This is a genomic window from Thermanaeromonas sp. (genome assembly GCF_021890735.1).
GTDB lineage: Bacteria > Bacillota > DSM-521 > Neomoorellales > Neomoorellaceae > Thermanaeromonas.
This window is the reverse complement of sequence record NZ_JAKKUR010000006.1, coordinates 29,697-43,277: the sequence shown is the minus strand read 5'-3', so window position 1 is coordinate 43,277 and position 13,581 is coordinate 29,697. Positions and strand designations below refer to the sequence as shown.

The following is a 13,581-nucleotide window of genomic DNA, read 5'->3' as shown; positions in this document are numbered from 1 at the left end:
ATAAGAGGATAAACAGGAGCCCTTACGGCAATCCTTTAGGAAGAGAGGAGGGTACCATATGACGGCTGTTTTTAAACAAGGCTCAAATGGGAGGGCGGAGTTAGGCCGGTGGGCAACTCTACTTTTACTTTTGTTCCTTAGTGCTCTCGGTGGGGGCCTGCTGGGAGCGTTGATGGTTCCTCGCTTTTATGCCAAACCCTTACCACCCGGTACAGCGCCGCCCCCCTTACCCCTGGCTCACCCCCCGCACATGGCCGGGGAGCCCTCGCCTGTAGTGGCTGTAGCCAAACAAGTAGGGCCAGCGGTGGTCGGCGTTACTGCCTTGACCGGAAGTAATTTGCTGAACAGGGAATCCGTCCGCCAGGGCTCAGGCATAATTTTCGACGGCGCTAACGGGTATATCGTCACCAACAACCACGTCATCGCCGGTGCCAGCCGCATAACCGTAAGCCTGGACCGGGACCAGGTGTTGCCGGCGGAGGTGGTCGGTAGGGATGTGCGGAGCGACCTGGCCGTGCTCCGGGTCAGAGCCGGTAACCTTCCTACCGCCCGCCTGGGGGATTCCTCGAGTTTACAGGTCGGGGAGACCGTGGTGGCCATCGGTAACCCGCTGGGCCGGGAGTTCGCCCGCTCTGTTACCGTAGGGGTCATAAGCGCCTTAAACCGGGAGATAACAGTGGGAGGCCAAGACGGAAGGCAGATCACTTTAAGGGTTTTGCAGACAGATGCCCCCATCAACCCTGGTAACAGCGGAGGAGCTTTGGTGAACATGCGGGGAGAGGTTATAGGTATAAACAGTGTGAAGATAGCTACCACCGGGGTGGAGGGTATGGGGTTTGCCATCCCCATCAATGACGCGCGTCCCATCCTAGAACAGCTTATCCGGCAGGGATACGTAAGCCGGCCCTTTTTGGGCGTATATAACCTAAAGGAAATTACACCTGAGATGGCGGAGTGGTATAATATACCTGCAGGACTGTTTGTAGGAGGGGTTCTTCCTGATAGCCCGGCGTCCAGGGCCGGCATAAAGGTAGAGGACATCATCACTAAAATAGATGGCCAGCAGGTTCTAACCTATGGCGACCTGGATCGAGCCCTAGTGCACAAAAAACCCGGAGAACAAGTGGCCCTCACGTTATACAGGAGAGCTAAAGGGGAGTTGACAGTAACCGCGATTTTAGGAGAATTGTCTAGGGAGTAGTTTTTAAGAGATAAGAGGAGAGAGGAAGCGGAGGGGCGGGAACGGTGGAGCACCCTGGATAACGCGGGCTTTAGCAAGGACGGGTGCGTGTGATGGAGGTATACCTTATAGCCGTAGGTAAAGTGCGGGAAAAATTCATAGCGGCCGGTATCGAGGAGTACAGCCGGCGTCTAAAGCCATATTTGAAGCTCAAAATAAGGGAAGCTTTAGAGGAAAAGATACCCCATCATCCTTCGCCCGGCCAGGTAGAACGGATTTTGGCTAAAGAAGGGCGCTCCATCCTTGAACTTTTGCCCCCATCCTCGTACGTGGTAGCCATGGACAAAGAGGGCGAGATGCTTTCCTCGGAGGAGCTGGCCAAGTGGCTGGAAGATTTGGCCTTCCGGGGACACAGCCAGATCGCCTTTATAATCGGTGGTACGCTGGGTTTAAGTCCCGAAGTCCTGGCCCGCTCGCACTTTAGGCTGTCCTTTTCTCGCCTCACCTTCCCCCACCAGCTCATGCGGGTACTCCTTCTGGAACAGCTCTACAGGGCCTGCAAAATCCAGCGAGGCGAACCTTATCACTGGTAGGAAAATAGTTTTAGAGGCCTCAAAGGGTTAAACAGGCGTCATTTTTCACCTACATAGATTTGACTTACAGGGCATACTGTGGTATATTGATATTGCAGCTTACGCGGAGGGGTGTCCGAGCGGCTTAAGGAGCCGGACTTGAAATCCGGTGATGCCCGAGCAGGGCACCGTGGGTTCAAATCCCACTCCCTCCGCCAGGGGATACGTGGAGAGATGGCCGAGTAGGTCGAAGGCGGTCGCCTGCTAAGCGATTGTACAGGCTTCAAGGCCTGTACCGCGGGTTCGAATCCCGCTCTCTCCGCCATAAGCTGAAAGCATCCCGAAAGAGGGGATGCTTTCAGCTCTTCTGTCCTTGACGATGATAGGTTTATTTGTTACAATTATACCTGCCAGCCAGAAAACACGTGCGCCCGTAGCTCAATAGGATAGAGTAACTGGCTACGAACCAGGAGGTTGGAGGTTCGAGTCCTCCCGGGCGCGCCACTCCACCCCATGATTACGCGAGTGCGTCCGTAGCTCAGAAGGATAGAGCAGCGGTTTCCTAAACCGCGAGCCGGGGGTTCGAGTCCCCCCGGGCGCACCATGGCTATACACGGGCAGGGAGGAGTAAGTCCGGGCCCGGTGGATCATAACTACTACATGGGATTGGCCCTAGCCGAGGCGAGAAAGGCGCTGGATCGTGGAGAAGTACCGGTAGGTGCCGTGGTTGTACAAGAGGACGGCGAAGTACTGGCCAGCGCCCATAACCGGCGGGAGACAGAGAAGGATCCCACAGCTCATGCTGAAATTTTAGCGTTGCGGCAGGCGGCAAAAAAGCTAAACACGTGGCGCCTGGATAAATCCATTCTGTATGTTACCTTGGAACCCTGTCCCATGTGTGCGGGGGCGCTGGCGCAGGCAAGGGTGAAGCGCCTGGTGTACGGGGCGGCAGATGTACGGGCAGGAGCTGTTGATTCGGTTTTTCATCTGGTGGAGCATCCCAGCCTGGACCACCGGGTAGAGGTGATATCCGGGGTACGGGAAGAGGAGTGCCGGTTGCTCCTCCAAGAGTTTTTCCGGGGATTGCGGAGAGAGGCTGTTTCACGGAGAGATGGCCGAGTGGATAAAGGCGCTCGACTCGAAATCGAGTAGGCGGTTTAAAGGCCGCCTCGTGGGTTCGAATCCCACTCTCTCCGCCAACTATTTTCCTTAGTCTGTTTCAGCGTAGCGGGCATGATGTTGTCATTGTGATTGTGGTAAACAGTAGACAACAGATTTGTATTTCTATACGGTTTGTAACTCTGCGTAAGGGCAGTTACCAGCGCGGAGAGATGGCTGAGCTGGCTGAAGGCACTCGCCTGGAAAGCGAGTAGACGGGTTGAAAGCCTGTCTCGCGGGTTCGAATCCCGCTCTCTCCGCCATTTTTATATATTTTCGCCAGATGGACCGTGCTAGACGGGGAGGTAGCGGTGCCCTGTAACCCGCAATCCGCTATAGCGGGGTCGAATTCCCACTGGCGGGCCTCGCCTGTGGGGCCTGCCCGGTGTTAGGGATGAGGAAGGCCGGGTCCTGCGCGGCGAGAACTCATGAACCCCGTCAGGTCCGGAAGGAAGCAGCGGTAAGTGAGCCATCTCGGGTGCCGCAGGAGAGCCTGGCCGGAGTTACCGGCACCGGTAACGCCCGGAGGCCAGGTTCAACAGTGGGTGCACGGTCTATCTTATTGATGTAGCAAATAAGGGCTTCCGGAAGGTGTGGGGCCCTTTTTCTGTATGTAAGGCGGTGGATAAGGGGATGCCCCAGTATGTGGCTTTATACCGCAAGTGGCGACCCCAGAAGTTCGGGGAGGTAGCGGGTCAAGAACACATTACCTCCACTCTCCGCAATGCCGTGCGTACCGGCCGCTTGGTACATGCCTACCTGTTTTGCGGCCCGCGGGGAACCGGAAAAACGAGTACGGCAAAAATTTTGGCCAAAGCCGCGAACTGCCTGCAACCCCAGGACGGTGAACCCTGCAATCTTTGTCCCAACTGCCGGCGTATAACCGAGGGGTTATCTTTAGATGTCCTCGAGATTGATGCCGCATCCAACCGCGGCATAGACGAGATCAGGCAGCTAAAAGAAGGGGTCCAATTGGGCCCTGTGGAAGGAAGATATAAGGTCTACATAATAGACGAGGTTCACATGCTTACTACCGAGGCGTTTAATGCCCTCTTAAAAACCTTAGAAGAACCGCCCCCTCATGTCATTTTTATTCTGGCTACTACCGAGCCGCGTAAAGTCCTACCCACTATTATTTCACGCTGTCAGCGCTTCGATTTCCAACCCTTAAAGGTAGATACTATACTTAAAAGGTTAGAGGAAGTAGTTGAGGCGAGCGGGGTGGAGGTAGAGCCACGGGCCTTAGAACTTCTGGCCCGCAAGGCAGGAGGCGGATTGCGTGATGCCTTAAGCCTCCTGGACCAGATCCTATCTTCGACCCAGGGGAGGATCACCGCCGAACAGGTAGCCGGCCTCCTGGGAGTGCCTCGGGAGGATGCCTTAAAGGAGCTGGTAAAGGCCCTGCTTGAGGAGGATGCCGGCGGCATCTTACAGGTGGTTGACCGAGTCTTGCGGGAGGGGATAGAGCCGCGAAGTCTTTTAGAGGAACTGCTAGATTGGTGCCGCAACCTCCTTTTATTAGCCCTGGACCCTGCCTTGAAAGAATTGACTAATTTACCCGGCGAGGCAGGGGAGTTAGTCAAAGAACTAGGCCCTGCCCTAGATAGCAGGCGGCTTTTCCGGGTTATAGAAAAGCTTCAAGCGGCAGCGGGAGAATTGAGGTACAGTTTTCAGCCGCGGATATCTTTAGAGATGGCCCTCCTGGGGGTGATAATGGACAGGTCCCCTGAGGGTCTTGAGGATCTTGAAAAAAGAATTGAGAAATTGGAGGCACGCCTGGAACGGTTGGAGAAGGGCTACGAGTCCGGGGTACAGGCGGCTCCTCTGAAACCCCAACTTAAGACATCTGGGGCAAAGCCTTCAAGGAGCGAGACGGAGATCGCGGTAACCTCTGAAACGGCAAAGGATAAGCCTTCTCTTTCTATAGAAGAGGTCAAACGTCTTTGGCCTCAAGTTTTGCAAGCGGCCCGTCAGAGGAGCGTCCAATTACAAGCTTATTTGAAGGGGGGTAGACCTCAGGCACTAGAAGGCTCCCGGCTTATCCTTTCTTTCAGTGCCGCGTTTCACCGGAGCATGCTGGAGCAGCCGGGCCACCGTCAGGCGCTACAGGAGATTCTGGAACAGGTCTTTGGGTATCCTCTGGAGGTAGTCCTGGTGGACGGAACGGGCCAGGAAGAACCCCAAGAGGTTAAAGTTCCGGAGGCCACCCTGAAGAAACTTATCGATTACTTTGGGCGAGACAAGGTTGAAATTAAAGATTAGGAGTGGGGAAGATGGGCATAGGTAACATGGGAAAGGTTATGAAGCAGGTACAAAAAATGCAGAGCCAGCTGGCCAAGATCCAGGAGGAACTGGCCCAACGTACGGTGGAGGCCTCCTCGGGAGGTGGAGTTGTCCGGGCAGTGGTAAACGGTAAGCAGGAGGTAGTAAGCCTTTATATAAGTCCGGAGGCCGTAGATCCCGACGATATAGAGATGCTGCAGGACTTAATAGTGGCCGCGGTTAACGAGGCATTGCGTCGGTCCCAGGAGATGGCTGCCAATGAAATGGCGAAAATAACCGGACAATTTAAGCTTCCGGGGTTATTTTAATTCCCCGTACTTCTGGGCTATTTTGTTAACCCCCCTTTAGGTAGCCGAGTGTTATAAAGGAGGTTTATCCTTCCAGGGAGTGATAACCTTGTGCTTTATTATACGGAGCCTGTAGCTAGACTCATTCAGGAATTAAACAAGCTACCGGGTGTAGGCCCCAAAACCGCCCAGCGCCTTGCTTTTCATATTTTGCACAGCCCTTTAGAGGAAGTAAGAGCGCTGGCCACGGCCATTTTAGAGGCGAGGGAAAAGGTCCGGTACTGCTCTATCTGCGGCCATCTCACACAGGAAGACCCCTGCGAGCTCTGCCAGGATACGAACAGGGACCCTTCCGTAATCTGCGTAGTGGAAGAGGAGAGGGACCTGGTAGCCCTAGAGAGGACTAGGCAATTTCGCGGGCGTTACCATGTACTCCACGGAGCCCTTTCGCCTACTGAAGGTATCGGACCCGAAAAATTGCGCATCAAAGAACTTCTCAGGCGCCTGGAAGACAGGAGTGTGCGGGAAGTGATCTTGGCCACCAACGCCGATGTAGAGGGAGAGGCTACCGCTTTATATTTGGCTAAGATTCTTAAGCCTCTGGGAATTAAAGTAACCAGGCTGGCTTACGGCCTTCCTGTAGGAGGAGACCTGGAGTATGCCGATGAGGTCACCCTGGCCAGGGCTTTAAGCGGCCGGCGCGAAATGGATTAAAAAGGCAAGAATCGGCCACCTCCTGCATAAGCTATTTCCAGAGACATACCAGGGAGGTGGCTTTTATGCCTGCGCCCCTTAAGGCCCGGCAGCCAGAAGTAGAAGCCCTGGTCGCCGCTCTGAAGGAGGCTCAGGAAGAATGGGAAGCTGCCCAGAGCCTTTTTGCTGAAGTTAGCGATCCGGACCTGGTAGACCAAGTCATCTATCGCCTTCAGGCGGCGGAGCGCAAGTATATGTATCTATGGAAGAAACTGCAACAGAAATGGGCAAGGAGTGGCTAAGGGATGGCCGCCGACACACTTCAGCTTATTCTGGCCCTGCTGTTTCTGGGCTTTCTTCTTTACCTTGTGGGGGGGCTTCTTCTTAAGCCTTTAAGGCTGGCCTTTAAAATTGCGGTAAATTCCTTTTTAGGGCTCCTTCTGTTATGGGTTTTTAATTTCATGGGGAGCTATTTTAGCTTTACCATCCCTTTAAACTGGTTGACGGTTCTTATAGCCGGCTTCTTAGGCATTCCGGGGCTTTTGCTTCTCATCTTTTTCCGCCTTGTACTTTAAAATGCATAAGGTTTTCCGCAGGCTTCTCCGCCCCAAGCCGACCCGTGGTGTCACATAAGTTGACTAGCGGACAAGCACTTATGCACAATTCGCCTTCGGCGGAAGGGAGATTACCATGAAGCCTTGCACAGTTCATAGACCGGAAGAGGCAATCGCTTATCATTATCCCGAGGCTGTGGAGTGGCGGCGCGCCCTGCATCGCTTTCCGCAACCCTCTTGGCTGGAGTTTTATGCTACCGGGCTGGTGGCAGAGAAATTGTCGGAGTGGGGCTACGAGGTTCTCCTGGGTCGGGACATTATCACCCCGGGGGAGAGGTTGCTGCTGCCGCCTCCTGAAAAACTCGCAGCGGAATATGAGCGGGCCCTTAAGGCCGGGGTTAAAGAAAAGTTTTTGGCACCGGCTAAAGGCGGGTTGACCGGGGTAGTGGGAATACTGCGGGGCGCCCAGCCGGGACCTGTTGTCGGTTTTCGCTTTGATATTGATGCCAATGAGGTTACGGAGGCAAGTGAAGATTTTCACCGGCCAGCCCGGGAAGGATTTGCCTCTCGAAATCCGGGTTATGCCCATATGTGCGGGCATGATGCGCATACGGCTATAGGCCTCCTGCTGGCCCTGTATTTTGCCGAAAACAGGGATAAAATCAGGGGTACCGTAAAGTTTCTTTTTCAGCCCGCCGAGGAGACCCTAGGTGGGGCGGTCGCCATGGTGGAGAGGGGTGTGGTGGATGATGTGGACTACCTTCTAGGGTGCCACGTCGGGATTAACTTAAAGAAGATAGGGCAGATAGCGTTGAATGTGCACAGCTTTATGGCCCTCTCCCGTTTTGAAGTGATATACACGGGGCGGCCGGCCCATGCTGCTCTACGCCCTGATGAGGGCAGGAACGCTATGCTGGGGGCCTGTACCGCTGTTACCAACCTTTATGCCATCGCCAGGCACGGGCTGGGGGCCTCACGGATCAACGTCGGTATCCTGCAGTCCGGCATCGCCTGGAACGTAATTCCCGCCAGGGCCTACCTCCGCGTAGAAACCCGGGGTGTAAGTGATGAGATAAATGAGTATATGGTCCAAAGGGTCCGTCAAATATTGGAGGGTGCGGCTAGAATGCATGATCTTGCCCTGGAAGTCAAACCTGCCGGCACAGCTGTATGCGCCAGAAATTCTCCTGATATGGTGAGGCTGGCTACCGAGGTGGCCCGGACTTTGCCGTCGGTCGAGGAGATCGTTGAGGAGAGCCCTTTTAACGCCTCCGAAGACTTTACAGTCATGATGAAGCGCGTCCAGGAAAGAGGTGGCAAGGCCTTATACGTGCTTTTCGGCACCCCGGTTTACGGGGGGCACCATAGTTCTACCTTTGACCTGGACGAAAAGGTGGTCCAGAACGGAGCCGAGTTTTTTGCCGCCTTATACGATGCCCTAGTAAAGGATGTGTAAGCCTAGAAAATAGTTAAAACTTTAGGCAGTAAGGAAGGATTTTTCGGGATTATAAAGAAGTTAATTTAAATGTGCAACTAGGAACAGAGTTTAGAGAAGAGGAGGGCACCGTTTCCTAAGGTATATGTCGGCAGTCCGTAGCCCGAGGAAGAAGGGTTTTCAAGAAGCTTTAAGGAGGGGAAAATTTACGTGCATCGCCGGGTAGCTGTACTTATAGGAGCATTCATTTTAGCCTTTTTTGGGGGAGAGAAAACAGCATGGGCCTCAGGGGCAGCGGAGTTAGGTCATTCTCTTCCCCTCTGGAGCGTGCTTCCCTTCGTGGGAATGCTTCTTTCCATAGCCATTTGTCCTTTGGTTAACGCCCACTGGTGGGAACATAATATGGGGAAGGTGAGCGCTTTTTGGGCGCTGGTGTTTTTCATACCCTTCTTAGTCGCCTTCGGGCCGGAGACTGCTTTTCTTAATGCTTTAGAGGTGTATCTCCTCGACTACTTGCCCTTTATCATCCTTCTTTTCGGGCTGTTTGTGGTATCCGGTGGTCTTATTTTACGGGGCACCTTAAGGGGTACACCCAAGGTTAATACGGTGCTCCTACTTATAGGGACCCTTTTAGCTAGCTGGGTCGGGACAACCGGGGCTTCCATGCTCCTTATAAGGCCGGTCATCCGCGCCAACGAGTGGCGCCGGTATAAGGCCCATATTATTATTTTCTTTATTTTCCTCGTTTCCAATATCGGCGGAAGCCTTACCCCCGTGGGTGATCCGCCGTTGTTCTTGGGCTTTTTGAGGGGTGTCCCTTTCTTTTGGACCATGAGGCTTATTTTACCCATGGGCCTTAACGTCGTTATCCTTCTAACCCTGTACTACCTTCTCGATACCTATTACTACCGTAAAGAAAATATCCCAGCAGGAACCCCAGATAAGAATACATCCCTCCGGCTGGAGGGCCTACAAAATTTCATCTATTTGGGTATCATTGTGGGGTCTGTCATTCTAAGCGGCCTTCTGGCCAAGCACCCGGCTTTTGCCGATCAAAAGACAGGAGAGCTTTACGGCCTGGCTTTGCTTAAAATAGGAGAGGAAACCGTAGTGCTCCCTTACGTCAATCTTATCAGGGACCTCGCTATTCTTTTGGCGGCTTATCTTTCCCTTAAGACCACGCCTCAAGTTATCCGCCGGGATAACCGCTTTAGCTGGGGGCCCATAAAGGAAGTGGCCACCCTTTTTGCAGGGATATTTATGACCATGATACCCGCTTTGGCCATCCTGCATGCCCGGGGGGCAGAGCTGGGGCTCACCAAACCCGCCCACTTCTTCTGGGCTACGGGGCTTTTGTCCAGCTTCCTGGATAACGCACCCACATATTTGGTGTTCCTAACTACGGCTGCAAGCCTGGGTGCTACCACCGGTGTCCCGACAAGCCTAGGGGTAGTGGATCCCAAGATGCTTTTGGCCATATCCTGTGGGGCCGTTTTTATGGGGGCCAACACCTACATCGGTAATGCTCCCAACTTCATGGTCCGCTCCATTGCCGAAGAAAATAATATCCGCATGCCGAGCTTTTTCGGTTACATGGGATGGTCCCTGGCCATCCTGATACCGCTGTTCATCTTAAATACCCTTATCTTTTTCCGGTAACAGCATATAACTTTAAGGCCGCTATAGGTTTGTAGTGAGGGCTTAGAAATAGCAGGTTTCTGGCTTTTAATCGTCCAAAAAGCGGAGTAGAAACGGGGAGAGAGTGGGCGGCTGTGGAGGACCCTCGATCGGGTCAGTTAAAATAAAAAGGAGGCGGCGGAAATTTCCGCCGCCTCACTGTTAATTCTTGCTATTATAGCTTTAAGCTGAAGCAAGCCTCTGGTACAAGGCAAGCCTTGCCTTAGCTTCTTCTTCGGCCTTCCTGAAAAGCTCCTCGGCCCGGTCCGGGAACATGTTCTTTAGGGCCGCAAACCTTATTTCACCCCGGAGGAAGTCCTGGAAGTCCAGCGTAGGCGCCTTGGAATCCAGGATAAACGGATTCTGACCTTGGCTGGCTAGCTCCGGGTTGTACCGGTACAGGGGCCAGTAGCCGGCCTCTACCGCCCGCTTGGCTTCCCGCTGGCTCTTGCTCATATCGATGCCGTGGTTTATGCAGGGAGCGTAGGCGATGATAAGGGAGGGGCCCTTATAGCTTTCCGCCTCTATCAGAGCCTTTATAAGCTGGTTGGGGTTTGCCCCCATGCATACCGAGGCCACGTAGACATAGCCATAGGACATGGCCATAAGGCCCAGGTCCTTCTTCCGGGTCTTTTTACCTGCGGCGGCAAAACGGGCTGTAGCTCCGGTAGGAGTAGCCTTGGATGACTGGCCGCCGGTATTGGAGTAGACCTCGGTGTCCAGCACAAGGATATTTACATCAGCACCGCTGGCCAAGACGTGGTCTAATCCTCCGTAGCCGATGTCGTAAGCCCAGCCGTCGCCACCTATGATCCAGATGGATTTCTTGGTGAGGTAATCCCGGAGGTCATAGATGGCCTTAAGGATACTCTGTAGTTCACCGGACGCCGCGGCAGTCTCCTGCTCGAGGAGCGCCTTGATACGGTCGCCGGCCTGCCGGGAAAGGGAAGCATCATCCATGTTGGCGAGCCACTCCTGGCAAGCGGCCTTAAACTCAGGTGTAAGTTCAAAGTTTAGAGCCTTTTTTATCAAGGTGGCCAAATCTTCCCGCCGCTCCTGTACGGCCAGGGCTATGCCGTAGCCGAATTCGGCATTGTCCTCAAAGAGGGAGTTGTGCCAAGCCGGGCCGAAACCCTCATTGTTTACGGTGTACGGGCAACTGGGTGCGCTTCCGCCCCAGATGGAGGAACAGCCAGTAGCGTTGGCGATGATCATCCGGTCGCCGAAGAGCTGGGTGAGAAGCTTCACATAAGGTGTTTCTCCACACCCGGCGCAAGCGCCGGAAAACTCCAGCAAGGGCTTGCGGAACTGGCTACCCCTAACTGTGGCCGGGTTGACATTCACCTTCACTTCCGGCAAGCTTTCAGCAAAGGCATAGTTTGCCTTTTCTACCTCTACGTCCTCCTCCAGCGGCACCATGGTTAAAGCCTTGGCTTTAGCCGGGCACACGTCTACGCAATTGCCGCAGCCCGTACAGTCCAAGGGGGATACCTGGATGCGGAAGCGGAGCCCGGAAAGCTCCTTGCCGGAAGCCTTTATGGTGGTAAAGGTCGCCGGCGCGTCCTTCAAATCCTCAGGCTTGGCCAGGTACGGCCTGATGGCCGCGTGGGGACAGACCAGGGAGCACTGGTTACACTGGATACAGTTTTCCGGTATCCAGCGGGGTATTTCTATAGCTATACCGCGCTTTTCATACCTGGTAGTCCCTACGGGGAAGAAACCGCCGGGGGTGAAGGCACTTACCGGAAGCTCGTCCCCTTTAAGGGCCAGCATGGGCCGCATAACCTTACTTACGAATTCCGGCTCGCCCTTATCTCCGCGCGCGTTAGCTTTTTCGACCGGCGTTCTTGGTGCCTCTTCCATTTCATCCCCGGCTTCGGCCCAGGATGCCGGGTAGGGGATCTCTTCCAGGGCTTCCACCGCGCGGTCCACCGCCGCCCAGTTCTTCTTTACGATGTCTTCGCCCTTTCTTCCGTAGGTTTTTTGGATGGACTCCTTAATATACTTTAGGGCCTCCTCAGCCGGTATGATATTCGCTATCTTAAAGAACGCAGCCTGCATGATAACATTGATGCGCCCACCCAGACCTACTTCATGGGCAATCTTCACTGCATCGATGTTGTAGAACTTTAGCTTCTTCTGGGCTATGGTTCGCTTTACCGCAGCGGGGAGCTTCCTTTCCATCTCTTCTAAGGTCCACGGCGAATTGAGGAGGAAAATCCCGCCTTCTTTTATACCTTTAAGCACGTCGTAGCGGCCCACGTAGGCCGGGTGGTGGCAAGCGATGAGGTCAGCCCGGTCTATGAGGTAGGCTGACTTTATAGGCGCAGGGCCGAACCGGAGATGGGATATAGTTACCCCACCCGATTTCTTGGCATCGTACTCAAAGTAGCCCTGGGCGTAAAGATCGGTGTGATCCCCGATTATCTTGATGGAATTCTTATTTGCCCCTACCGTCCCGTCGGAGCCGAATCCGAAGAACTTGCATCTGTAAACCCCTTTAGGTGTGGTATCAATATATTCCTTAACCTCCAGGGAAGTGAAGGTCACATCGTCTGTAATACCTACCGTAAAGTGGTTCTTGGGCTTCTCCTCGGCCAGGTTGTCGAAGACAGCCTTCACCATAGAAGGCGAAAATTCCTTGGACCCAAGGCCGTAACGGCCCCCCACCACCAAGATGTGGCTTTTACCATTTTCGGCCAGCACCGTAGCAACATCCTGGTACAGAGGTTCGCCCAGAGCGCCGGGCTCCTTAGTGCGGTCCAGCACTGCTATGCGCTGGACAGTGGGAGGCAGGACCTTCAAGAAATGCTCGGCAGAGAACGGGCGGTACAGCCGCACCTTTATGAGACCGACCTTTTCGCCCCGCTCTACCAGATAATCCACGGTCTCCTCCACCACGTCACAAGAGGAACCCATACAAACAATCACGCGCTCCGCATCCGGCGCACCGGCGTAATCGAACAGGTGGTACCTCCTTCCGGTAAGCCCGGCCACCTGCTCCATAACCTCTTCCACTATACCCGGGACGGCCAGGTAATAGGGGTTAGCCGCCTCCCGTCCCTGGAAGAAAATATCGGGGCTCTGGGAGGTACCGGCTTGGTGGGGATGCTCCGGGTTAAGGGCTCGCTTGCGGAAGCGTTCTATAGCCTCCCAGTCCACAAGCTTGGCCATATCCTCATAAGGTATGACCTCTATCTTTTGCACCTCATGGGAGGTGCGGAACCCGTCGAAAAAGTGCAAGAAAGGCACGCTAGCTTTTAGGGTAGCCAGGTGAGCCACCAAGGCCAGGTCCATCACTTCCTGCACCGAGGCCGAAGCCAGCAGAGCAAAGCCGGTCTGCCGGGTGGCCATGACATCTGAATGATCTCCAAAGATGGAGAGGGCGTGGGTGGCCACGGCCCGGGCCGCTACGTGAAATACGCAGGGCCACAGTTCTCCGGCAATTTTGTACATGTTAGGAATCATCAGGAGCAGGCCCTGAGAAGCAGTAAAGGTAGTAGTCAGGGCGCCCCCGGCCAGCGAACCGTGGACGGCGCCGGCGGCACCGGCTTCCGACTGCATCTCTATCACCTTTAAGGGGCGGCCGAAAATGTTTTTGCGGCCTTGGGCCGCCCACTCATCGCATACTTCAGCCATGGGTGATGAAGGTGTAATAGGGTAGATAGCTGCTACTTCGGACATACCGTAAGCTACGTGAGCAGCAGCTGTGTTGCCATCAAGGGTTCTTTTTAGCATGAGC

At 54.3% G+C, this 13,581-nt stretch carries 11 protein-coding genes, 6 tRNA genes and 1 other RNA gene; 17 read left to right on the top strand and 1 reads right to left on the bottom strand.

Annotated features, from left to right (window positions below):
* The first annotated feature begins 58 nt into the window (after window positions 1-58).
* The 17 genes from L5656_RS02435 to L5656_RS02355 all read left to right on the top strand — a co-directional run bounded on the left by L5656_RS02435 (window position 59) and on the right by L5656_RS02355 (window position 9,821).
* Entirely contained in the window at window positions 59-1,201 is a 1,143-nt protein-coding gene (locus tag L5656_RS02435) for a S1C family serine protease (RefSeq protein ID WP_297198497.1), read from the top strand.
* 92 nt (window positions 1,202-1,293) lie between these two features.
* Entirely contained in the window at window positions 1,294-1,773 is a 480-nt protein-coding gene (gene rlmH / locus L5656_RS02430) for a 23S rRNA (pseudouridine(1915)-N(3))-methyltransferase RlmH (RefSeq protein WP_297198602.1), read from the top strand.
* Between the two features lie 105 nt (window positions 1,774-1,878).
* Window positions 1,879-1,970: transfer RNA gene (locus L5656_RS02425), tRNA-Ser, on the top strand.
* A gap of 10 nt (window positions 1,971-1,980) precedes the next feature.
* Window positions 1,981-2,077 (top strand) — tRNA-Ser (locus tag L5656_RS02420).
* A gap of 102 nt (window positions 2,078-2,179) precedes the next feature.
* Window positions 2,180-2,256: transfer RNA gene (locus L5656_RS02415), tRNA-Arg, on the top strand.
* 23 nt (window positions 2,257-2,279) lie between these two features.
* Window positions 2,280-2,356 (top strand) — tRNA-Arg (locus L5656_RS02410).
* A complete protein-coding gene (gene tadA / locus L5656_RS02405) occupies window positions 2,356-2,904 on the top strand; it encodes a tRNA adenosine(34) deaminase TadA (RefSeq protein ID WP_297198599.1) in 549 nt (182 codons plus the stop codon). Before L5656_RS02410 ends, tadA begins: the two co-directional genes overlap by 1 nt.
* Window positions 2,858-2,951 (top strand) — tRNA-Ser (locus L5656_RS02400). The genes tadA and L5656_RS02400 overlap by 47 nt, the downstream gene beginning before the upstream one ends.
* A 126-nt stretch (window positions 2,952-3,077) precedes the next feature.
* Window positions 3,078-3,173: transfer RNA gene (locus L5656_RS02395), tRNA-Ser, on the top strand.
* 25 nt (window positions 3,174-3,198) lie between these two features.
* An RNA gene (ffs, locus tag L5656_RS02390) (signal recognition particle sRNA large type) lies at window positions 3,199-3,463 on the top strand.
* An 80-nt stretch (window positions 3,464-3,543) separates the two neighbouring features.
* Entirely contained in the window at window positions 3,544-5,172 is a 1,629-nt protein-coding gene (gene dnaX, locus L5656_RS02385) for a DNA polymerase III subunit gamma/tau (RefSeq protein WP_297198493.1), read from the top strand.
* Between the two features lie 11 nt (window positions 5,173-5,183).
* A complete protein-coding gene (locus tag L5656_RS02380) occupies window positions 5,184-5,501 on the top strand; it encodes a YbaB/EbfC family nucleoid-associated protein (RefSeq protein WP_297198490.1) in 318 nt (105 codons plus the stop codon).
* 90 nt (window positions 5,502-5,591) lie between these two features.
* Window positions 5,592-6,194: a recombination mediator RecR gene (gene recR, locus L5656_RS02375; protein ID WP_297198487.1), complete on the top strand. Its 603-nt coding sequence runs from the start codon at window positions 5,592-5,594 to the stop codon at window positions 6,192-6,194.
* 65 nt (window positions 6,195-6,259) lie between these two features.
* Window positions 6,260-6,475, top strand: a complete 216-nt coding sequence (locus L5656_RS02370) for a YaaL family protein (RefSeq protein ID WP_297198484.1) — start codon at window positions 6,260-6,262, stop codon at window positions 6,473-6,475.
* A 3-nt stretch (window positions 6,476-6,478) separates the two neighbouring features.
* Complete coding sequence (locus L5656_RS02365) at window positions 6,479-6,748, top strand: pro-sigmaK processing inhibitor BofA family protein (RefSeq protein WP_297198482.1); 270 nt, start codon at window positions 6,479-6,481, stop codon at window positions 6,746-6,748.
* Between the two features lie 115 nt (window positions 6,749-6,863).
* Window positions 6,864-8,183 (top strand): amidohydrolase, encoded by a 1,320-nt coding sequence (locus L5656_RS02360; protein ID WP_297198480.1) that lies wholly within the window; start codon window positions 6,864-6,866, stop codon window positions 8,181-8,183.
* A gap of 189 nt (window positions 8,184-8,372) precedes the next feature.
* On the top strand, window positions 8,373-9,821 hold the full coding sequence (locus tag L5656_RS02355; RefSeq protein ID WP_297198477.1) for a sodium:proton antiporter: 1,449 nt from the start codon (window positions 8,373-8,375) through the stop codon (window positions 9,819-9,821).
* A gap of 201 nt (window positions 9,822-10,022) precedes the next feature.
* Here L5656_RS02355 and nifJ read toward each other — a convergent pair whose 3' ends face one another.
* Window positions 10,023-13,577, bottom strand: coding sequence for a pyruvate:ferredoxin (flavodoxin) oxidoreductase (nifJ, locus tag L5656_RS02350; protein WP_297198474.1), 3,555 nt, complete (start codon window positions 13,575-13,577; stop codon window positions 10,023-10,025).
* Between the last annotated feature and the right edge of the window lie 4 nt (window positions 13,578-13,581).